A 22,619-nucleotide genomic window follows, 5' to 3' on the forward strand; every position below is an offset into this window, starting at 1 on the left:
AGCCTTATATAAATGAATCATATGGGGTGGGAAGCCAAGTGAAATCTGCTAAACGCTAAACTGTTTACAGACGGGTTCGGGTGCAAATTTTTATTCTTTTGGATTGGAAGGAAGCCAAAAAAGCATTTTTGCCACTTAAAAGAGTTTTCAGGTTCGCGAGCAATATGTTTAGTACTTAATCCGTTATGTATTGACTATAATTTATGTTGCTTCACAGATTAGGGGTGGGAAAGAATAGATTATGCGTTTAGAAAATCAGCGGAAAAGCAGGAAATTTGGATGCTTTCGGAAACTTAAACGCAGACTGATTATTTGGAAACGATACCGCAAGAGATCGCAAGAAATAAAGAAGGATGTTTCTTTAGCTTTTTCTTTAGAAGATGATTCCTATTGTCAATCTATTGCTATTGTGCTTCGTGATGGTAAAGCTTCAACTGCATTATATTCAACGTCGTTTAGGCATTGGTTATAACCGTGCCGCAACATTGATTGAAAGGATGGAAGAAGAAGGTGTTATTAGTCTAGCAAATAGTATGGGTAAGCGGAAAGTTTTGGGGACTGTTGAATAAGAATACTTTTAAAAATCTTTTGATAGTTTTTTCAAACAATATCGTTATCTTATAAAGAAGGGTATTATTCATCGTTGATCACTTAAGTTATAAATTATAAAGTCAATTAAGTATTGCTTGGGAGCATTTTTTATGAAAACGTCTTTTTTACCGCAAAGAAGAATCTTTGGGTTGGTGGGAATTATTATCTTTTGGTGTTTAACTTTTCCTGTTTTTTCTCAAGCGTCTAATAAAGTGATAAAGGCGCAAAATGTTGTAAATCACTTTGCGGCAATCAAAAAAATGACGGGTGATTTTATTCAGTTTAGTCCAAAGGGAAAAATGTCTCAGGGGACATTTTATTTAGAGCGCCCAGGGAAAATTCGTTTTATTTATAAGAAAATGCCTTTACAGATTATTGCAGATGGCCAATTTGTAGGTATTAACAATCGGGCTTTGAATACTTGGAACTTTTCACAACTTTCGCAAACGCCAATGAAGTTTCTATTAGCTGATAAAATTGATGTATCTTCTGGGCGTTTATTGGCATTTCGCGAAGATCCAGGGGCTGTGACGATTGTTCTGCGTGATAAAACGATTGGGGCAGGGCAAATAAGGATGGTTTTTGATTCTAAAGGCTCTGCTTTACGGCAGTGGACAATTGTTGATCAACAAAATTTGGAAACTACTGTGCAAATTATGAATGTGCGAACGGACGTCCGGTTCGCTAATGGAATGTTTACACTTCCTTCGAAGAAATAGTGCTGTGTTATTTCATTGGGATTGAAATGGATGTCCTTTCGTATTGCAACTTGGAATATTAATTCTATTCGTTTGCGTCTTGCACAGGTTTTTCAGTATTTGGAACTCTTTTCCGCAGATGTTTTGTGTCTACAGGAAACAAAATGTCCAGATGCTTTATTTCCAGTGGAGGATTTTGAAGCAGCGGGTTATAAGCATATCGCATTGAGTGGACAAAAATCTTATAACGGGGTGGCTATTGTTTCTCGTTTGCCTTTTAAAAAGGTAGAAAAGCGTTTCTTTTGCCAAAACCAAGATTGCCGCTATATCTCAGTTATTGTGGAAGCCCATGGGAGAAGCTTGCGGATTCATAATTTTTATGTTCCTGCTGGGGGAGATATTCCAGATGCTGATGTAAATGAAAAATTTCGTCATAAGCTTGATTTTTTAGAAGAAATGTCTTCTATACGTGCGGATCAAGGAGATGGTCTTTCTTCTCTTTTGGTGGGCGATTTAAATATTGCTCCTTTGGCAGAGGATGTTTGGTCTCATCAGCAGTTGTTGAAGGTTGTAAGCCATACTCCCATTGAAACCGAGCGTTTACAGGACTTGTGTTGTCAAGGTGGATGGGTTGATCTGATGCGGTTGCATATTCCTGCTCCTGCCAAGCTTTATACATGGTGGAGTTATCGTGCACGCGATTGGGCATTTACCGATTATGGGCGGCGGCTTGATCATGTTTGGTCTTCTCCTGATTTAGCACCTTTTGTTGTAGATCTTTCGATTTTTCGTGATGCGCGCGGATGGGCACGTCCTTCAGATCATATTCCTGTGCAAACTGTATTTGATTTTTCACGTCAAGTTTGAAATAAGAGGTAAATAAAGTATTAATATTAAATAATGATTCTGAAAGAATGCGGGAGACTAGATGTATATCAGAAATCTCAAAAGGGGCGCTTCTCGTGGATTACTTTCTAGTGTTTTGTTGTGTTTGCTTTTGTCAGGATGTATGGTTGGTCCTAATTACCAGAAAACATCTTTTCGTGTTCCAGCAGTTTGGGGAGAAAAATCTGCACAGACTGCAGGGCAGCCAGTTGCACTTGCCGGATGGTGGCGGCGTTTGAATGACCCTGTTCTAGATGCATTAATGGATTATGCGATTTCTGGAAATAATAATGTTGCTGTTGCTAAAGCCCGGGTACGTGAGGCGCGTGCGGGTTTAGGACAGGTTGTGGGAACTCTTTTGCCAAATGTGTCCAATTCAATTTCAGGAACTCGTAGTCATTCTGCACAGTCTGATGCATTGTTAACCCAATATCATAGTGGTTTTGATGCAAGCTGGGAGCTTGATTTTTTTGGTGGGCATAAACGAGCGGTTGAAGCAGCGCGTTATGGTCTTGATGCGACTGTGGAAGATATGCGCGCTACCATGGTGACATTGCTAGGAGATGTGGCAACAAATTATGTACAAATGCGTGGTTGGCAACAGAAATTGTTGATTGTGCGGCAAATTGCTGTATCACAACGTAAAACCTATGAATTGATGCGCGCTAGATTAACAGCTGGTGATGTTTCTGAGCTCGATGTTTCAAATGCGCAAGCACAAATGGCAAATACAGAAGCAGATATATCACAGATGGAAGCAAATTTAGCAATGAGCGTTCATCGCCTTTCTGTCTTAACTGGTCGTGTGCCTACGGCATTGAAGGATCTTTTACAAAAAAATGCTAAGCATGTAAAGATTCCACAACCGTGCTGGCCGATACCAGCAGGAATTCCAGCTGATATTTTGTTAACACGTCCGGATTTGCGACGGGCAGAGCGTCAATATGCGCAAGCGACAGCGCGGATTGGTCAACGTGAAGCAGATCGCTATCCATCACTTACTTTAACAGGTAATATTTCGACAGCAGCAACGGCGATTGATCAGTTGTGGAAAAATTCAACGATTGGCTGGTCTTTTGGACCTGGTCTGCGTTTTCCTTTTTTTAATGGAGGTCAGGTTGAGGCTTCTATTGCGGTAGCGCGTGCGCAGCGTGATCAAGCTTTTATTGCTTATCGCGCTGCTGTGTTGGGAGCTTTAGAAGATGTAGAAAATGCGCTGATAAGATTAACTAAAGAACATCAACGCTTAGAAAAGCTAATCGTTGCGAATAAAGCTGCTCTTCATTCTTTAAAACTTTCACGGAGCCTTTTTGAGAATGGAAATACTAGTTTTCTTGAATTGTTAAACGCTGATCGCTCTTATTATTCTGCACAAATGGCACTTAAAGATAGCCGTGTTTCTTTGGTTACGCAATATATCACGTTGATGAAAGCATTGGGGGGGGGCTGGGATGGCGTTGTTGATGTATCACGTCCGGAAGTCGTTGATGGTGCACCTCGTTCGCGTGCAAAGGTAGGGAAATGAAAAAAAGTTTACTCAAAAATTTCATTACAAAACACAAAAAACTTTCCTTCTTTTTAACTGCTATATTCCTTCTTCTCTTGTTTTTATGGTTGCGTTCTGTTGTTTTTGGAACATCTAGCCCAACTTATGTAACAGCGGTGGTGAAGCGTGGGGATATTGAGGAAAGTGTTTTAGCTTCTGGTCTTGTACGTCCTTATCGGTTGGTGGCTGTTGGTGCGCGTGCAACAGGGCGTGTGGTGTCAATGCGGGTTTCTCCTGGGAGTGTTGTGAAAGAAGGCGATCTCTTGGCAGAAATTGATCCTACAGATCAAGAAAATGATTTAAAAAGAAAAAAAGCAGCATTATCTCACTATTATGCGAGTTTGGTAGAACAAGAAGCCCTTCTTTCTCTTGCACAGAAAAATTTAGCACGTCAGAAAAAAATGATCGAGTCACGTGCGGTTTCACGGGCTAATCTCGATGATGCTGCGACACAAGTAAAAATACGTGAGGCGCAAATTGCTCAACTTCAACAGCAGATTGTGCAAGCACAAATTGATGTGGATAGTGCAGAGGTCAATTTAGGTTATACACGTATCATTGCCCCTTCAGCGGGAACGGTTTTGGCAACAGTTGTGGAAGAAGGGCAGAATGTGAATGCGGTTCAGTCGGCGCCAACAATTGTTATTTTGGGCGATTTGTCAAAGATGACGATCAAGGCGCAAATCTCAGAAGCTGATGTTCTTAAAATTCAGGCTGGACAACCACTTTATTTTACAGTTTTAGGGAATTCACAGCGTCGTTATGAGGGCGTTTTAGAAAAGATAGAGCCTGCTCCTGAAGCAATTCGTGCTGATGTGAGTATTAACCCTGGTATGGTAGGGGGGTCTAGTGCTTTAATCTCATCAGCTATTTATTATAATGGAATTCTACATGTTGATAATGCCGACAATTTTTTGCGAACCTATATGACTGCTCAAGTTCATATTATCTTAGGGCGTGCTCAAAATGTCTTGTTGGTTCCAAGCGATGCTTTACGCGATGAGACAAAAGAGCATAAGGCATGGGTTTCTGTTTTGGAGGGGGGAAACAAGGTGGTTACGAAACAGGTGAGTGTTGGGTTGAATAATAAGGTGATGGCAGAGATTATTTCAGGACTTAATGAGGGCGATGTTGTTATCACCGGCTCGCCTGATGGAGTGATGCCAGAACCTTCTGATGTGCATAGTGAAGACGAGATTTAAGCCATGAACACAAACCAAGCGGATGCTGTTCTTGTGTTGGAAAATATTGTACGTAAATTTCCAGCGGGTGAAACATTTGTTACTATTTTGAAGGATATCAATCTTACCATTAAGCGCGGTGAAATGGTAGCGATTGTGGGAGCTTCTGGTTCAGGAAAATCTACATTGATGAATATCTTAGGCTGTCTTGATCGGGCAACTTCTGGTCGTTATTGGATTGCAGGGAAAGAAACAGCCTCTCTTTCAGCTGATGAATTGTCGGCTTTGCGGCGCAATCATTTTGGTTTTATTTTCCAGCGCTATCATTTGTTGAATGAATTGACAGCTCTTGGGAATGTTGAAATTCCGGCTATTTATGCAGGATGTGCTGTGGAAGCAAGGAAAAAGCGTGCACAAGATCTTTTAACGCGCTTGGGCATGGGTGATCGGGTGAATCATCGTCCAAATCAACTCTCAGGTGGTCAGCAACAACGAGTGTCTATTGCTCGAGCGTTGATGAATAATGCGGAGGTTATTCTTGCCGATGAGCCAACTGGTGCACTGGATAAACAGAGTGGACAGGAAGTGTTGCGTATTTTGGATGAGCTTCATCAAGAAGGTCGTACTATTATCATTGTAACCCACGATATGCAGGTGGCCAAAAGAGCAGAGCGTATTATCGAAATCAGTGATGGAGAAATTATTGCTGACAGTATGACAAAGGTTGCAAAGAAAAGAGCAGTGGGGGCAAAAATAAAAACGGATAGTCAATCTTTTTATGAAAAACAGAAACTAAAAGTTAAACAACAGCTTGGCTCTTTTTGGTCTTTTGTTGAGCGGTTTCGTGAGGCATTTGTTATGGCTTTGTTGGCAATGAATGCACATCGAATGCGAACTTTTTTAACAATGCTTGGGGTGATTATCGGTATTGGGGCGATTATTGCTATGGTGGCTTTGGGGAATGGTACACGAGAGAAAATTTTGGAAAATTTTAAAAGCTTGGGTGCTAATACATTAACAATTTTACCTGGCAAAAGTTTTTCTGATCCACAAGCGGACAAAATAACAACTCTTGTTGAAGCTGATGCAGAAGCCTTGTCTGGGTTACCTTATGTTTCTGGTGTAACACCTCAGATCTCAACAAGCTCGAAAGTGCGTTTTGGTGCAGTTGAAGTCAATGCTGTCATTGTGGGGGTGGGAGAACAATTTTTTCAGACACAGGGGCTTAAAGTTTTCAAAGGACAGTTTTTTGATCAAAAAAGTGTGCATGATCGGGCGGTTGATCTCGTGATTGAAAAAGAAGCATTGTCTGTTCTTTTTCCCCATAGCCATGAAAGCCCTCTTGGTAAAGTGGTGCATGTGGGTAATGTTCCAGCGCGTATTATTGGTGTTGTTGATTCGCAAAATAACGCAAATGGAAATACATCAAATACATTACAGCTTTATTTGCCCTATACAACAGTGCAGACGCGTTTTCTTGGCACAACAGAAGTTCGTGCGATTACTGTTAGGATTGCTGATGATGTCGATTCACATTTAGCGGAAAACATGGTGAAACGTTTTCTCATTATGCGGCATGGTGGAGAAGATTTTTTCATTAGAAATTCAGAATTCTTTCGTGAACGTATCATGGAGAGTACACATATCTTAACACTTTTAATTTCTTCAATTGCAGCGATTTCCCTGATTGTTGGTGGTATTGGGGTGATGAATATTATGCTGGTCACCGTTTCTGAGCGGATTAATGAAATTGGTGTGCGTATGGCAGTTGGTGCACGCCAAAGTGATATTTTGCAGCAGTTTCTCATTGAAGCGGTTTTGGTTTGTGTCATTGGTGGTGGTTTGGGGATTCTGTTTGGGCTTTCTATCGGTGGTTTATTTCTTCTGTTTAAGGCCCCTATCCACTTGGTTTATACGATTGATTCGATCATCCTATCCCTTACTTTTTCGACCCTCATTGGAATATGTTTTGGTTTTTCTCCAGCGCGGCAAGCTTCACGGCTTGACCCTGTTGTCGCTCTTTCACGCGATTAAGCTTTATCAATTGAAGCGTGTTTGTTGTGATGTTTTCCACTTGGAAGAAACATTTATGAAGCGAAACATGGATGGGAAAAGTTAGCATTATTTGCTGTTCTATTTTAGAAAACACTTTGTTCGTTAAGTGGAGCATGCTTTATATAACGTTAAAGGATGAAGTTTTATGGCACAACGTATCATGAATAAATTTCCCTTATTATTTTTATAGCTATATAAAATACAAGGCACGAGAACTTTAGGATTTTAACCTAAAAGTAAGAGGGCAAGTGGAGTATATATCTGTTAACAAACAGGATAAAAAAGAAGAAAATTTAAACGAAAAACAGCTTATATCCAAAAAAATGAACGGGTATACGAGGTGGGTTGGTCTCTATAGTTTTTCTTTTCCTTTTGTTTATTCGTGGCCCTGTTTTTTGCTCACAAATTGTATGGCAAAGAGAGGGATGTTTGTATTGGTAACGTTTGGTTTTGAGATTCTTTATGGCTTTATGTGACGGAGATATAGGTTTTCACGAAGTTCCAGTTTTGTAGGGAGAATGAGATGAATACACTTATGGGCTCATGCTGTTAGGAATGTTAATTGCTGTATTCATTATTATGTGTATTGGTATAGCTGATTATTGGTTTTTGATATACTTTTATTGCGTTTAGCATCTCCTGAATATGAGCTTAAACTATTTTCAATAGATAAATATCAAAAAGAAGCTCACCAAAATAATAAAGCAAATCTCTACATTCTTGTAAGTGATTACATGATATTTATCAGGGATGGGGGAAGAACGGATTCTTATTCTTTTGCTGATAAGTAAAACTTTATTCATTTGTTTTGCTTAGTACATATTCTATTGTAAATATCGGTTCATTTAGTAAATCGAGTTATCTAAAGTCTTTTGGGTGGAACAATAGGCATTGACCAATTTGTCTAGACTCGATAGTTAGAGATGTTTTTGAATGGGGGGGGGGAAGCATGACGCTGCAATCGCTTTTACAGACATATCGTGACGAAGCGCGTACCGAACGAGACAAAGGTACATATTTTGAGCGTTTTGCTCTTGCTTATCTGACACATGATCCTCTTCAGTCTGGATGTTATGAAAAGGTTCAAACCTTTAGAGATTGGGCTCGTGAAAATGATTGGGATGGTCATGATACCGGTATCGATCTTGTGGCAAAGATTCGTAATGAAGAGGGTTTTGCAGCAATCCAATGTAAATTTTATGATGCAGCATATCGGATTAGAAAAGCAGATATTGATAGTTTTATTTCGGCATCAGGGAAAGCTCCATTTAAGCGGCGTGTTATTATAGATAGCACTGAAAGTGCTTGGAGTGACAACGCTGAAACAATGATACGGGGGCAGGATATTCCCGTTATACGGATTAATCTTTCTGATATACAACAAAGTCCGATCCGTTGGGAAACTTTTGCAGCCCAGGGCAAAGTTGTTTTGGAGGATAAAAAGAAAATCCGTCCACATCAATTGGAGGCATTGCGTGATGTGCGTGCTGGGCTTGCTCAAGCAGATCGGGGTAAGCTCATCATGGCTTGTGGGACCGGTAAGACATTTACCAGTCTTAAAATTGCTGAGGATTTGGCGGGTGAAGGCAAGTTTGTTTTGTTTCTTGTACCCTCTTTGGCGCTGATGTCACAGACGGTCCGTGAATGGACAACGGATGCAGAAATCGGATTGAGATCCTTTGCTGTCTGTTCAGATACACAAGTGGGAAAGCGTCGTAAAAATAGTGATGATGTTGCTGAAATTGATGTGTTTGACCTTGCTTTTCCGGCAACAACCGATGCTGCTAAACTTGCAGAACAGGCGGGTAAGAGTGTTGCAGATAAGATGACCGTTGTGTTTGCAACTTATCAATCCATTCAGGTTGTTGCGGATGCTCAGAAAAAGTATGGTTTGCCAACATTTGATTTTATCATTTGTGATGAAGCGCACCGGACAACAGGGGCAACGCTGGTTGGAGAGGATGAATCCAATTTTGTTAAGGTGCATTCCAATGATGTTATTCGTGCCAAGAAGCGCCTTTATATGACAGCGACACCACGTATTTTTGGTGATAACGCAAAAAGTCGCGCGAATGAAGTTAATGCCGTTCTTGCTTCGATGGATGATGAAAAGCTTTTTGGTAAAACCCTTTTTTATCGGGGCTTTTCATGGGCAGTACAAAATGATCTTTTAACGGATTATAAGGTTATTGTCTTAGCAATGGATGAAAAATTGGTCAGTTCCGCTGTTCAGAAGCGTCTTAGTGATGACCAGTCTTCACTTGTTCTTGATGATGCAACGAAGATTATTGGCTGCTATAAGGCGCTGGCAAAACAAGATCTGAAGGCTGATGTTGGTGCGGATCCACACCCCATGCGTCGTGCTTTGGCATTTTGTAAAACTATTGAAAGTTCTAAACTGGTGCGTGATGAATTTTCTGCGGTTGTTAGAGAATATCTTGATTATACGAAAGAGGATACGGAAAATGAGCACTTTCTGAAGTGTGAAATTGAGCATGTTGATGGCACTTTCAATGCGAAGGATCGTGGTGCATTACTTGACTGGCTGAAAGCTGAGAGTGGTGAGGATGTTTGTCGTATTTTAACCAATGCACGGTGTTTGTCTGAAGGAGTGGATGTTCCGGCTCTTGATGCGATCATGTTTTTAAATCCACGCAAGAGTCAGATTGATGTTGTGCAATCCGTTGGGCGGGTGATGCGTCGATCTGAGGGCAAAAAGATGGGGTATGTCATTTTGCCAATTGGTATTCCCTCTGGGATTCCAGTGGAACAGGCTTTGAACAACAATGATAAATATCGCGTTGTTTGGCAAATTTTAAATGCTTTGCGTGCGCATGATGATCGTTTTGATGCAACGATTAATAAGGCATCCTTAGGGCAAGATATCAGCAATGTGATTGAGATTATTGGCGTTACACAGAGTACTGAGTTACAGGCTGTTACGGCTGTTGTAGACAATCTTCCACTACGCGCACAACCGGCACAAGCGGGAATTGGAACACCGGAGTATGATTTAATTCGTACAGAGAAAATACAAGGGGAGCTTTCTTTTTCAGTGGATGAACTTTCTCGTGCGATTTTGGCAAAGATCGTCAAGAAATGTGGGACACGTGATTATTGGGAAGATTGGGCGAGCAACATTGCTGAGATTGCCAAGAATCATATCACGCGTTTAACAGGTATTCTGGCAGAGCCAAACACTGAAGCGCGTCAAGCCTTTGACAAGTTTGTGGCAGAACTGCGTGATGATTTAAATGATGCGATTACAGAAGCTGATGCGATTGAGATGTTAGCACAACATATTATCACGCGTCCTGTTTTTCAGGTGTTGTTTGAGGGATATCAGTTCACGCGTGAGAATCCTGTCTCGCGTGCTATGCAGCATATGCTTGATGTTCTTGATGAGGCCAATCTTGATAAGGAATCCAAAGATCTCGAGAAATTTTATGCAAGTGTAAAATTACGAGCCAGTGGAATTACGGATCCAAAAGCAAAGCAGAGGTTGATTATAGAGCTTTATGATAAGTTTTTTCGTTATGCTTTTCCTCGCACTGTAGAAAAACTCGGCATTGTTTATACCCCCGTTGAAATTGTGGATTTTATTTTGCACTCTGTCAATGATATCTTGCAGCAAGAATTTGGGCAAACGCTTGGCTCATCGGGTATTCACATCATGGATCCTTTTACAGGAACGGGGACTTTTATCACGCGGCTTTTACAATCGGGTTTGATTACACCAGAGGAGATGAAGCATAAATTTTGTCGTGAAATTCATGCCAATGAAATTGTGCTTTTAGCCTATTATATTGCAGCCATTAATATTGAGACGACATATCATGGTCTGATGGGGGGCGATTATGTTCCGTTTGAGGGAATTTGTCTGACCGATACATTCCAGCTTTATGAGCAAGAAAAAGACCTGATCAGTGATTTGCTGGTGGATAACAGCACACGTCGATCACGCCAGAAGGAACTGGATATTCGTGTTATTGTTGGCAACCCTCCTTATTCTTTTGGACAAAAAAGTGAAAACGACAATGCACAAAATATTGGTTATCCTAAATTGGACCGTCGCATCCGTGAAACTTATGCTGCTCAATCCAGTGCAAGCCTTATGCAAATGCTTTATGATAGTTATATTCGTGCCATTCGCTGGGCAAGTGATCGCATAAAAGACTGTGGTGTTATTGGTTTTGTGACTGGTTCGGGTTATGTTGAAAAATTAGCAATGGATGGTCTCAGAAAAAATTTGAATGAAGAATTTTCGAGCATTTATGTTCTCAATTTGCGTGGTGATATTCGCAAAAATATGATGAGCAAAGGGCGTGCTCAAGAAGGGCAAAATGTTTTCGGAAGTGGAAGCATGACAGGAATCGCTGTGACACTGTTTGTTAAAAATCCAAAGGTTACCGAGCATTGCAAAATTCACTATTACGATATTGGTGATAATCTCACGACAAAAGAGAAACTCTGTAAGCTTCAGCATTTGGGCAGTGTTGGCGGTATCAAGCGTGAACAAGGCTGGCAGATGGTTACACCAGATGAGCATGGAGATTGGCTGGATCAGCGTAACAGTGATTTTGAAAAATTTTTAGCCTTAGGTGATAAGAAGGGCAGTGATAAAAAGCTTTTTGAAAATTTTTCCCTTGGTATTGCGACTAATCGTGATGCATGGGCCTATAATTCAAGCCGTGAATCTTTAGCAAAAAATATGAGCAATATGATTGCTTTCTATAATAGTGAAGTGGAACGTTTTAATAATGCTTATGCACATGCTGACCGCAAAATGCGTGCAAATGCTGTGAACGATTTTGTAAATTCAGATGCAAGGAAAATCAGCTGGAGTCGTGCTATCAAACAAGAGTTGGTAAGAGGAAAGGTTTTTGAATTTGAAGATGTATCTCTTACGCAAAGTTTGTATCGTCCTTTTACACGACAGTGGCTCTATTATAATCGCACCTTTAATGAAATGGTTTATCAAATGCCGCGTATATTCCCTATGGAAACAGCGGTTGAAAATAGGGTAATACAAATTACAGGGTTGGGAGCAAGAAGCACTTTTTCTGTTTTGATGACTAAAAATTTACCAGATTTAAATATGATGGATGGTGGTAATCAATGTTTTCCAAGGTATGTTTATGAGGATGCTGCGTCCTTAGGAGGTAAAGAGAAGGATCAGGTTCATTTGTTTGCAAATTTTGCAGAGGAAAGCAAAGAAACTGGTTTAGAGCGGCGTGATGCTCTCACGGATGAAGGGTTGGCTTATTTTAATGCAGCATATCCTAGTGAAATGATAACAAAGGATGATTTGTTTTATTATGTTTATGGGATTTTGCATTCTGAAGATTATCGTGCTCGTTATGCGCATAATTTGTCTAAACAATTGCCACGTATCCCAACAGTTAAAAAGGTAGAGGATTTTTGGGCTTTTGTGACAGCGGGGCGAAAGCTTGGTGATTTGCATATGAATTATGAAGAGGTTGAGCCCTATCCCGTTACTTATAAACAAGGTGATCCACGCACTTGGATGATTTCTGATGAGAAGAGTTTCTATCGTGTTGAAGCGATGAAATTTGCTGGTAAGCGTGGTGCTATTGATAAAAGTACAGTGATTTATAATGCGCATATCACGATGCAGAATATTCCTCTTGAAGCTTATGAGTATGTTGTCAATGGAAGGCCTGCTCTTGAATGGGTTATGGAACGGCAGATTGTCAAAACGGACAAAGCAAGTGGGATTGTGAATGATTCTAATCGCTATGCTGTTGAAACGGTGGGTAATCCAGCCTATCCTCTGGAATTGTTTCAGCGGGTTATTACGGTAAGCTTGGAAACAATGAAAATTGTGCGCAGTCTTCCAAAATTGGAAGTGAGAGAAACTGAAAAGGTTAAGTTATCCATTGTGCGGTAAAACAGCGCTGTGTTGTAACAAACTGGCACTATCATACGCTTTGCCAGCTCGTGGGTATTGCGATAGCTCTTGGCACTTGAGACAAGTCCATAAGAGGCATGCCTTTCTTGTATAGTTTTACGCCACGCAAGCTCTCTTCTCTTGGATGTGCTAGTCCTTTGTGATGTGCAAGCAAATGGTTTTGATTGATTCAACAGAGAATAGATTTAAAATGAGAGAATCTGATGATATTGAGAGATCTCATTCAAGTTGTAGCGTATAAACTTTCCTTATAAATCAATGTGTTGCATGTGATAAAACATCTTAGGTAGTAGACGGATAAAATGATGATGTATGAGCTTTAGTGACAGTGATGAATATTCTTGAGCAGGCTTGTTCGTTGAGCCTTATGTGAGTAAACTATATAAATGGGGAAGCTGAGAGGAACCTGCCCAGAGAAGTAGGATTGTTTACAAACCGTTGCTGATGGGAGTCATCGTCCTTTGAGATGTTGGGAGGAAATCACAACTCTCATGCAATCTGTCCTTTGAGCGGGGTTGATCTGAAGTGAGCAGGGAGAACGCGTTAGACAAGAAGCAGGATTGTTATTATTTACAGATCGATAGAGTTTAAAAATTTTCGTTTTTTTGGTGAGGCCGCTAAACAAAAAGTATTTTTAGAGGGAAATGATTTATGCAAAAAGATATTGCTATAAAAAGTGGGGAATGTTCGTGGCGGTGTGTGTTTTGAGATTATTCCTATCTGTGATCTAAAATGCTCTTATGAAGATGCTTTGTAGAATGAAGAAATAGTTGCTAATATATTGATTTATAATGATAGTTTAATATTCTCTCTGTTGAATGAGAAATCTAAGTATCATAAATTTTCTTATTTTAAATCTATTACAATTACTTCTTTGTATGCCATACGAGGTTGGTATGTTCGTGTTTAAGAAAGGTGTAAAGCATGCCTCTTATCAATCATCCCAAGTGGCTTAAGAGCTATCGTAATATTGGGGGCGGCAAAATATAGGATGGGGCGGTTTGCATTTTTTATGAAGCGTAAAGAGGGTGGTATCAATAGATCTCTATAACAATTCGGGAGATCTTATAGTTGTCTTTGGGCTCTATTTACAAGAGCTTATATATTGGGATGGTATGTACAGATCCCGTGCTGTGAGATATGTTTGGGATGTAAGAGATGTCTTGGGGTGAACGTGCAATACAGTGATACGTGTATTTGGGGTATTCTGTGTTATATGAGGGTAGCTCTGTCGGGCTTTTATAGAGGCAACCTCGTGTGGAAGGGTATGGAAAGAACGGTATGAAGCGGTCAGAAGATGGTAAGGTTTTTAAAAAAGTCAGAAGGATAAAAATTAGAATGCGGTTCTGATATAGACTTGGAGCGTTTTAATATATTGGAATATGAGAATGCGGATTTGATTGATCTGTTGTATTGCGCTTTCAGCATCGCTCTTTTTAACAGGATAAGCAATGAAATGAATATCAGGCATTAAATATTTAAGTTCTCGCATCGAGCGCCACATATGGTAATCATGGGTGACGATATAAAGGGTTTTATAGTGGTGTTTTTTGATCCAAGCAGCACTTTCTTCGGCGTTCCCTCTGGTGTTAATCGCTTGATGACCAATGTCAATACAACAGGAGACAAGCCGTGGGGTAATATGCCTGTTATGCATGAAACCTTTCAGATTGGTTGTGGTGTTTACGCCACTGATGAGGAGTCGTGAACCAAGTCCCTTTTGTAAGAGATGGATTCCTGTCTCTATTCGGTTTTCTCCGCCTGTCAGCACAATGATGGCATCAGCTTTGGGGAGAGGCTTTGGGGGAGAAAGTCGTTCAGTTTTTTCAGAAAAAACAATAAAACCGCCACAGAAAATGAAAACAATGATTGCAAGAGAAAGTGTTGTCGGTGGAAAATAGCGAAATAAAAAGCACACAGACCAACGATAATGGGGTCGTTTTGGAAGAGGACGTTCTAAATTGTTTTGCCTCAACGAGTTGGAATGGTAGGAGTGGTAAGTCATAAAATTAAAATAAACCGTTTTCACATTGATCGATTTTTTTCAGTTGCGCTAAAATAGTCATGCGGTTTGTAAGGGTGGTAAGAAAAGAAACGAAAATAATAAGAAAAATGATTTTTCCATAGGGGATGGAACTTATTGAAATATGTCCAAACAAAGCTGTTACTTGGCTAGCTTCCACTCTTCCCAAGTTATAATTCGTCCAGAGACAAAAGGCTAAAAACAGGAATATGCTTGTGAGGCCACCATATAAAGCACCACGCAGTGCAGTTTTAAAAAAATGCCAGTCAAATTGGCGGGCAATGAAAAGAGTTTCAGTACCAAGGAAATATAAGACATTGATAATATGTGCATTTTCTGCCAATGCATTGCGGGTGGTAAAAATGATGGTAAGAATAAGAGAGCCTAGAACCAATGCTAAAATTGAAAAACCGATAAAAACAGTGGTGTGTGCCATGGTCGCAAAACGATGCACCCAAACACGATGATCATCAAATTGACCTCCTGGAATTTGGGTTTTAATGGCGTGATTAATGGTTGCAAAATTGATTTTTTCATCCCCATTCAGGGTCACAATGATAAGGCGGGGAAGGGGCAGTTCATTGACATTGAAGCCTGTTCCAAGCCATGGTTCCAGTAACTTTTCGGTAGCTTTTTGGTCAACAATTTTTGCATCTTGTACACCAGAAAATGTTTTAACTAATTGGACGGCATCACGGAGTGCTTTGTTGATATCAACATTGTCCATGGGGCGTATTTGTATTGTTGCTTCATAGCTAATCTGATTACTCCAATTTTGGGCGGCACGTTGGACTAAATCAACACCGATTAAGGTGAGGCTTGAAAGAAATGTCATAATAGCAATTACGGCAACCAATGCTTTTCCAGAAATATTACCACTGGGAATAATCGCTGTTGTATTTTTTTTATTGCTTGTAAAAATGGGGAAAGACTTATTCATGAATCGTCATCCGTCCGTTATGGAGAAGCATACGTCGTGCTGCAACTTGTTCCATTAAGGCAATATCATGGGTAGCAATGATAACAGCTGTTCCAAAACGATTTAATTCAATAAACAAACGGAGTAGGCGTTTTGCCAAGGGCGGATCGACATTTCCGGTAGGTTCATCGGCAAGTAGGATTTCAGGTTGATCAATGAGCGCGCGTGCAATGGCTACCCTTTGTTTTTCTCCGCCGGAAAGAACTGGTGGTAAAACATGGATATGATCTCCAAGACCTACCCAACAGAGAAGATCTTCCACTTCACTGCGATAGGTTGCCTCTTCTTGTCCTTTAATGCGTAAAGGTAAGGAGACATTTTCATAAGTGGTCATGTGGTCGAGTAAACGAAAATCTTGAAAAACAACACCGATACGTTGTCGCAGTGCAGGGAGCTCTTGGCGTTTGAGTAATGCTGTGTCTGTTCCAAATAAATCAATATGACCGCGGGTGGGTTTGAGTGCCAAAAACATAAGACGCATCAACGATGTTTTCCCTGCCCCAGAGGCGCCAGTGAGAAATTGAAATGATCCAGGAGGAATATGAAAGCTAATATCACGAAGGACCTCAGGTCCCATTCCATAGCGTAGACCGACATTTTCAAAATGAATCACTTTTTATTATTACTCCTGATTTTATATTGCATCATTTATTCTAAGAACTCTTACTTTCATTACTTTAAATTTTTGTTGTAAGCTTGGTTATTTTAGATTTCATGGTTTTCAATATTTTTTATACACCCTCGTTATAGATAAATATTTTTGCTCAAAAATATTATCACTTATACTTTCTCTTTTTAGCTTTATTTATGATTTTAGCAGGAATTTCAAAGTGATTCTAGCATAAACATCAGAACTATTTTTCCTTCTTTCTCAGAGGCTTTTTTGCATTGAGGGGGTACTGGGCAATTTTAAAAAGCTATGTTGCTCTTTTTATCTCACTTTTTTATTCTTATCCGTATTCATATTTCAATCTTGACATATTCCAATCTTGAAGTTTTTTCTTCAATTGTTTCTTATTTGTTATGAAGAAAGGCGTTTGTTGTTAGAATGATTGAGCTTTTCATGAATTGTTTTGTTTTTTATTCTCCTCGGTGGTTTTCGTAACAATGCTAGGATAATTTTAGCAGAAAAACAAAAACCACCGTATGTTATATTTCTTCGTGGGTTCTTTAATTTTGTCGGTTAGCAATCAGATCTTCAACAACTTGTGGTTCGGCAAGGGTTGAAATATCTCCGAGAGTATCAAAATCGTTTTCAGCGATTTTTCGTAAAATACGTCTCATAATTTTTCCTGATCGCGTTTTGGGAAGCTGCGGGGCAAATTGAATTTTATCCAATATGGCAATGGAGCCTATTTCTTGTCTTACATGTTTAATAAGCTTTTTTTGTAACTCTTCACTCGGAGCTGTCCCTTCCATTAAGGTGATAAAACTATAAATTCCTTGTCCTTTAATGGGATGCGGGTAACCCACAATGGCTGCTTCTGATACAGCGGGATGAGAAACAAGGGCTGATTCAATTTCAGCAGTTCCTAACCTGTGCCCCGAGACATTGAGAATGTCATCAACTCGTCCTGTGATCCAGTAATAGCCGTCACTATCGCGCCTACAACCATCGCCTGTAAAATATCTTCCTTTATAAGAGGAAAAATAAGTTTGAATAAAGCGCTCATGATCTTTATAAAGCGTGCGCATTTGTCCTGGCCATGAATCACTGATACAAAGATTGCCTTCTGCTTCACCTTCTAAAATATTGCCTTGGGCATCAACAATTTGGGGTTGAACACCAAAAAAAGGACGTGTGGCTGATCCTGCTTTAAGGGGGGTTGCACCAGGCAGGGGCGTGATCATATGCCCTCCTGTTTCTGTTTGCCACCATGTATCGAGAATCGGACAACGGTCATTTCCAACTGTATGATAAAACCATTCCCATGCTTCTGGGTTAATCGGTTCTCCTACCGTGCCTAAAAGACGCAACGATGTCCTTTTTGAGTGTTCAACAAACGAATTTCCTGCTCCCATTAAGGCGCGGATAGCTGTTGGTGCGGTATAGAGTGTATTGACTTGATGCTTGTCGACAATTTCCCAAAATCTTCCTTTGTCAGGAAAGGTTGGTGTGCCTTCAAACATTAAAGTAGTCGCACCATTGCATAAAGGTCCATAAATCAAGTAAGAATGACCGGTAATCCAACCAATATCAGCTGTACACCAGTAAACTTCATTGGGGTGATAATCAAAAACATATTGATGTGTCATCGAGGCGAAAACAAGATAGCCCGCTGTGGTATGTAAAACACCTTTGGGTTTGCCGGTGGAGCCTGAAGTATAAAGAATAAAAAGTGGATCTTCAGCTTTCATTGGTTCTGGTTCACAATCTGTTTGGGCATGAGCTATCTCTTCATGGTACCAAAAATCACGCCCCTTTATCCATTGAATGGATCCACAAGTCCGCCGTATAACCATGACTTGGTCTACATGCACGTTTTGGCGCGCTGCTATCTCAATAGCATGATCAACATTGTCTTTTAAGTTGATTCGTTTGCTGCCACGCAAGCCTTGATCAGCGGTAATGATGAAGGTTGATTCGCAGTCAACAAGGCGTCCTGCTATTGCCTCAGCAGAAAAGCCAGCAAAGATAACCGAATGAACAGCACCAATGCGGGCGCAGGCGAGCATAGCATAGGCTGCTTCGGGTATCATGGGAAGATAAATGGTTACTTTATCGCCTTTCTTAATGCCACGACTTTTCAAAAGATTGGCAAAACGACAAACATGTTCATAAAGCTCGTTATAGGTTATTTTTTTATCATGATAAGGATTATCCCCTTCCCAAATGAGCGCGATTTTGTCTCCATGGGTTTTCAGGTGGCGATCAATGCAATTATAGGCAACATTTGTTATCCCATCTTCGTACCATTGAATCAACACATCTCCGTTAAAAGAAGTGTTTTTTACTTTTGTAAAAGATTTAAACCATTCAATGCGTTGACCATGTTTGGCCCAGAAGCTTTCTGGATCATTGATGCTTTCTCGATACCACTGCTGATAAGTTTCCTCATCAAGTAAAGTATTTTTTTTGATCTCTTCTGATACTGGATAGATTTTTTCAGTCATGCTTCCCTCTTTTTATTTATTTTTTAGAAAAATCAGCCATTGTATTTTTATATTTGTGGCAGAGTTTTCCCAAAAGCTTTTCATTGTGAGGTTAGACTAAATGACAAAGATTAGAATAGTCAATTTTTAAAATCTGATGTGATGATATTAAAGAGAGTATTCTATGTTTTTAGGATACTCAAATGTGGCAAAACCTATTGCGATATAGAGCTTTTTGTAAACGCATAAAGACATTTAAAAATGTCTATTATAAAATATTTCTTATAAGTTGATATAAACCAATATAGTTAAATAAAAGACTAACAAGAAAGAATATTGAGCTTATTAATAATGATTTTTTTAGAGAACCTTTCCAACTATAATAAATAAACTTATAATAAAAAAGATATATTAAACCAAAAAAAAATGTTACTATAAGCGATTCAATAATTTTATGAGTAAAATCTGTCATTATAAATCATAACCACTCATTAATAGTATCGTTGCTACTTTATTCAGCGTGCTCGCAACTCATTCAATAAAGATTAATATAAACCGAAATATCTACGCAAAATATCAGAAATAAAGGAAATAATAACTGACGATAATGCCATTATAATAGACAATTTCCAACTCACACCACTGAATATTTTAAAAGGAATGGCAATTATAGGAGTAATTATAATTAACATGCAAAACATTCTTACAATTTCATAATGAATATCCATTATAACAAAATCCTAGTTATAGTAATGAGATTAATAAATACTTTTGAAAAAATTTGTTCAGTGTACTCGAAACTCATCCGATAAATATTAATATAAACCGAAGTATCTACGCAAAAAATTAGAAATAAAGAACATAATAAATGACGATAATGCCATTATAATAGACAATCTCCAACCTACGCCATTGAATATTTTAAAAGAAATGGCAATTATAGGAGTAATTATAATTAACATGCAAAACATTCTTACAATTTCATAATGAATATCCATTATAACAAAATCCTAGTTATATTAATGAGATTAATAAATACTTATGAAAAAATTTGTTCAGTATACTCGAAACTCATCCGATAAATATTAATATAAACCGAAGTATCTACACAAACTATCAAAAATAAAAAACACAATAACTGACAATAAGGCTATTTTTATAGATAGTTTCCAACTGTAGCCACCAATTTTTTTTAAACCAATAGCATATATAGGGATAACGACAATGAGAATGCAAAACAGTCTTATGATTTCATAAAGAATATTCATTATAACAAAATCCTGATTATAAGAGGTGATCCGCAATAGATATCCCTGAAAAATATTTTATCCATAGATGTAGATACTTAACTTTGGTATATTCTTTCAAATATACTTACAAAACTATTAATTTCAGAGATATCTTTGTCGCTATTCTCTATAAATTAGAACCAACACTCACGACCTTTTTCTATAAAGCCCCAAGCAGCACCTCCTATGTATCCCAATGACAAAGCTCCCATTCCACCTGTAAATGCACCCACTGGTCCCCCAGTTATACCACCTTGAATTGCACCAACTACTCCTGCCGGAACTCCTACTTCGCTGCCACGTGCATTCATGTGAGACATAAAAGCACCAGGACTACATGCATTTCCATGAGTAGGTCTTGAATTGTGCGAATGACCAAAAGAAGGCTTTGTCACCATATGACCGAATGTGTTGAATGAACCAAACATATTAATTCTCCTTAATTATCTACATTAAAAGTAGTATCATAATGATACATTTCAAATGGCTATCGCGTATTTTTAGAGAAATGTCAAAGATAAACTTTAAAAATAGCAATAAAAATAATGTATAAATAATATATAAATTATGTATATATGAAATTTTATTCTTAAAAAAATAATAATATTATTTTTAATTTTTTAAAATATAAGAAATACCCAACGTTTTTTCTTAATTAAAGTTTAAATTTAGAAAAATTGCGTATATGAAAAGTTGAAGTTTTTTCTCTTTGTTTAAGAGATCGACAAAGGAATAATGATAAAGGAATATCGTTATTGAAATCAGTTTCATTGCCATTGTTTTGTATGCATATATTATGCGCATATGCACGGGATTCGTTCTTTTATTTTTCAAGCGGATATTGACTGTATTTACGCTTTGTAGAGCATAGAAAGCCTCTATGCTATCGTTGTGATCTTATAGATTGCTAGCATGTTGTTTAGCGCGGCTCTTGGTGCTCTGTGGGCATTTGAGATGTTTATTTTGCTCAAGTGGCTTACATGAAAGAGTTTTGTTACTGTATTATGCAGCCATAAGCCTCTTTTTGCCTGCTTTACGCCATTGGCATGTGGGGAAATTGTTTACGCGTGTTTGAGAAGTTTAAGAGAATTCGTGGTTTTTAATGGAAATCATTGCGATAATCGTATTAAATGTTCTTTTGCAATTATTTATTTCGCGACAGTTTTTTCATTCATGCGCAACACTCCTCTTATCATTTTGCCTTTATATAAGGATTTATTTTTTATGTTGCTTTTGCTGGGGAAGCATTCAGAGGGGAGGTGAAGTAGAGCCAATGTGCGAGAATATGAGAGCCAAATTGCAATGCTATTTTGAAGCTATTGTATGTGTTGTGGATGTGCCGGTGAGAAATTTGAGAAGATCAGCTTTTTTGCTTATTTTGCTAACAGGATGAAAGAGGGACTGGAATCTTTTTTGCTAGAATTGCTCTTATTGATATTGAAGGAAATATTTTTTCTCATTTCTGCTGTTTTTGGCTTGTTCGTAGAATTTTCAATGGGAATTTATATGAGGGGGGGGGAATGAATTTATGTTAGGGGAAATTGCTTTACACAGGGCGTTTTCCAAATAAAGCAGAGCCAATGCGAAGGACGTTAGAGCCAAACTGTAGAGCAGTTTTGAAGTCACTGGACATACCCATGGAAAGCTTTGGAAGACCTGCTTGTTTTGCTAATTTTGCTAAGAGCGCGAAATAGGGTCCGGGGTTTTCATCGACAGGGGGGATGCCCATAAGACCGATGATATCAAGTCCATAGTTGTTTTTGCATTGGTTGACAAAAGATGTCGCTTCTTGCGGTGCAACACCACTTTTTTGCGGTTCTAAGCCAATGTTAACCTGAACATAGCAAGGAAGATGCCTTTTTTGTTTTTCCATTTCTTCAGATAAGCTTTTGGCTATTTTTTCACGGTCAACCGTTTGAATAACATCAAAAAGTTTGACCGCCTCTGCTGTTTTATTTGATTGTAGGGGACCGATGAGATGAAGCTTAATATTTTCAAATTGTTGACGTAACTCGAGCCATTTTTGTGCCGCTTCTTGCACGCGGTTTTCTGCAAACAAAGATTGGCCTGCTCGCAAAAGGGGTCGTATATCAACAGAAGAAACAGTTTTTGAAACAGCGATAAGTTCAATTTCTTCTACGGGGCGTTGTAGTTCTTGACATGTTTCAGCAATGTCTTTTTGAAGGTTTTGCCATGCTTCAATGGAAGGGGCATTGAGGGGCGTTTGTGTATTCATATTTTTGTGCTTTACCTTTTTTGTTCAAGAGTTGGTCGTTTTTTTAAAAGTTTTATAAAATACTTAGGAAAAAATTTCACGAAAATGTTGACGATGAGGTTAATCCATGGT

The 22,619-nt window shown here is 38.9% G+C and carries 12 protein-coding genes and 1 pseudogene; 7 read left to right on the forward strand and 6 right to left on the reverse strand.

Annotated features, from left to right (window positions below; all coding sequences use genetic code 11):
- Positions 1-306 precede the first annotated feature (306 nt).
- The 7 genes and pseudogenes from ACFIKO_RS05760 to ACFIKO_RS05790 all read left to right on the forward strand — a co-directional run.
- A pseudogene (locus ACFIKO_RS05760) lies at positions 307-569 on the forward strand (DNA translocase FtsK); the annotation flags it as partial.
- A 132-nt stretch (positions 570-701) separates the two neighbouring features.
- On the forward strand, positions 702-1,310 hold the full coding sequence (locus ACFIKO_RS05765; RefSeq protein ID WP_375620013.1) for an outer-membrane lipoprotein carrier protein LolA: 609 nt from the start codon (positions 702-704) through the stop codon (positions 1,308-1,310).
- Between the two features lie 30 nt (positions 1,311-1,340).
- On the forward strand, positions 1,341-2,156 hold the full coding sequence (locus tag ACFIKO_RS05770) for an exodeoxyribonuclease III (RefSeq protein ID WP_375620014.1): 816 nt from the start codon (positions 1,341-1,343) through the stop codon (positions 2,154-2,156).
- A 61-nt stretch (positions 2,157-2,217) separates the two neighbouring features.
- Entirely contained in the window at positions 2,218-3,699 is a 1,482-nt protein-coding gene (locus ACFIKO_RS05775) for an efflux transporter outer membrane subunit (RefSeq protein WP_375620015.1), read from the forward strand.
- Positions 3,696-4,922, forward strand: coding sequence for an efflux RND transporter periplasmic adaptor subunit (locus ACFIKO_RS05780; protein ID WP_375620016.1), 1,227 nt, complete (start codon positions 3,696-3,698; stop codon positions 4,920-4,922). The genes ACFIKO_RS05775 and ACFIKO_RS05780 overlap by 4 nt, the downstream gene beginning before the upstream one ends.
- A 3-nt stretch (positions 4,923-4,925) precedes the next feature.
- Positions 4,926-6,935, forward strand: coding sequence for a MacB family efflux pump subunit (locus ACFIKO_RS05785; protein WP_375620017.1), 2,010 nt, complete (start codon positions 4,926-4,928; stop codon positions 6,933-6,935).
- A gap of 970 nt (positions 6,936-7,905) precedes the next feature.
- Entirely contained in the window at positions 7,906-12,867 is a 4,962-nt protein-coding gene (locus ACFIKO_RS05790) for a DEAD/DEAH box helicase (RefSeq protein ID WP_375673501.1), read from the forward strand.
- 1,354 nt (positions 12,868-14,221) lie between these two features.
- Here the strand turns inward: ACFIKO_RS05790 and ACFIKO_RS05795 are convergent.
- The 6 genes from ACFIKO_RS05795 to ACFIKO_RS05820 form a co-directional block, all read right to left on the reverse strand.
- Positions 14,222-14,893, reverse strand: a complete 672-nt coding sequence (locus tag ACFIKO_RS05795; RefSeq protein ID WP_375620019.1) for a YdcF family protein — start codon at positions 14,891-14,893, stop codon at positions 14,222-14,224.
- Between the two features lie 4 nt (positions 14,894-14,897).
- Positions 14,898-15,851 (reverse strand): cell division protein FtsX, encoded by a 954-nt coding sequence (locus tag ACFIKO_RS05800; protein ID WP_375620020.1) that lies wholly within the window; start codon positions 15,849-15,851, stop codon positions 14,898-14,900.
- On the reverse strand, positions 15,844-16,503 hold the full coding sequence (gene ftsE, locus ACFIKO_RS05805; RefSeq protein ID WP_273723097.1) for a cell division ATP-binding protein FtsE: 660 nt from the start codon (positions 16,501-16,503) through the stop codon (positions 15,844-15,846). Before ftsE ends, ACFIKO_RS05800 begins: the two co-directional genes overlap by 8 nt.
- Before the next feature lie 557 nt (positions 16,504-17,060).
- Entirely contained in the window at positions 17,061-19,004 is a 1,944-nt protein-coding gene (gene acs / locus ACFIKO_RS05810) for an acetate--CoA ligase (protein ID WP_375673502.1), read from the reverse strand.
- Between the two features lie 1,402 nt (positions 19,005-20,406).
- On the reverse strand, positions 20,407-20,700 hold the full coding sequence (locus ACFIKO_RS05815) for a hypothetical protein (RefSeq protein ID WP_375673503.1): 294 nt from the start codon (positions 20,698-20,700) through the stop codon (positions 20,407-20,409).
- A gap of 1,118 nt (positions 20,701-21,818) precedes the next feature.
- Complete coding sequence (locus ACFIKO_RS05820) at positions 21,819-22,508, reverse strand: YggS family pyridoxal phosphate-dependent enzyme (RefSeq protein ID WP_375673504.1); 690 nt, start codon at positions 22,506-22,508, stop codon at positions 21,819-21,821.
- Positions 22,509-22,619: the final 111 nt, after the last annotated feature.

Source organism: Bartonella sp. TS82HLJMH (assembly GCF_042193495.1).
In the GTDB taxonomy this organism is placed as follows: Bacteria; Pseudomonadota; Alphaproteobacteria; order Rhizobiales; family Rhizobiaceae; genus Bartonella; species Bartonella grahamii.

What these genes read in the sequence shown, in the direction of transcription:
- ACFIKO_RS05820 (WP_375673504.1), bottom strand. Translation starts at nt 22,508, where the DNA reads ATGAATACACAAACGCCCCTCAATGCCCCTTCCATTGAAGCATGGCAA.
- ACFIKO_RS05815 (WP_375673503.1), bottom strand. Translation starts at nt 20,700, where the DNA reads ATGTTTGGTTCATTCAACACATTCGGTCATATGGTGACAAAGCCTTCT.
- ACFIKO_RS05785 (WP_375620017.1), top strand. Translation starts at nt 4,926, where the DNA reads ATGAACACAAACCAAGCGGATGCTGTTCTTGTGTTGGAAAATATTGTA.
- ACFIKO_RS05775 (WP_375620015.1), top strand. Translation starts at nt 2,218, where the DNA reads ATGTATATCAGAAATCTCAAAAGGGGCGCTTCTCGTGGATTACTTTCT.
- ACFIKO_RS05780 (WP_375620016.1), top strand. Translation starts at nt 3,696, where the DNA reads ATGAAAAAAAGTTTACTCAAAAATTTCATTACAAAACACAAAAAACTT.
- ACFIKO_RS05765 (WP_375620013.1), top strand. Translation starts at nt 702, where the DNA reads ATGAAAACGTCTTTTTTACCGCAAAGAAGAATCTTTGGGTTGGTGGGA.
- acs (WP_375673502.1), bottom strand. Translation starts at nt 19,004, where the DNA reads ATGACTGAAAAAATCTATCCAGTATCAGAAGAGATCAAAAAAAATACT.
- ACFIKO_RS05800 (WP_375620020.1), bottom strand. Translation starts at nt 15,851, where the DNA reads ATGAATAAGTCTTTCCCCATTTTTACAAGCAATAAAAAAAATACAACA.
- ACFIKO_RS05770 (WP_375620014.1), top strand. Translation starts at nt 1,341, where the DNA reads ATGTCCTTTCGTATTGCAACTTGGAATATTAATTCTATTCGTTTGCGT.
- ACFIKO_RS05790 (WP_375673501.1), top strand. Translation starts at nt 7,906, where the DNA reads ATGACGCTGCAATCGCTTTTACAGACATATCGTGACGAAGCGCGTACC.
- ACFIKO_RS05795 (WP_375620019.1), bottom strand. Translation starts at nt 14,893, where the DNA reads ATGACTTACCACTCCTACCATTCCAACTCGTTGAGGCAAAACAATTTA.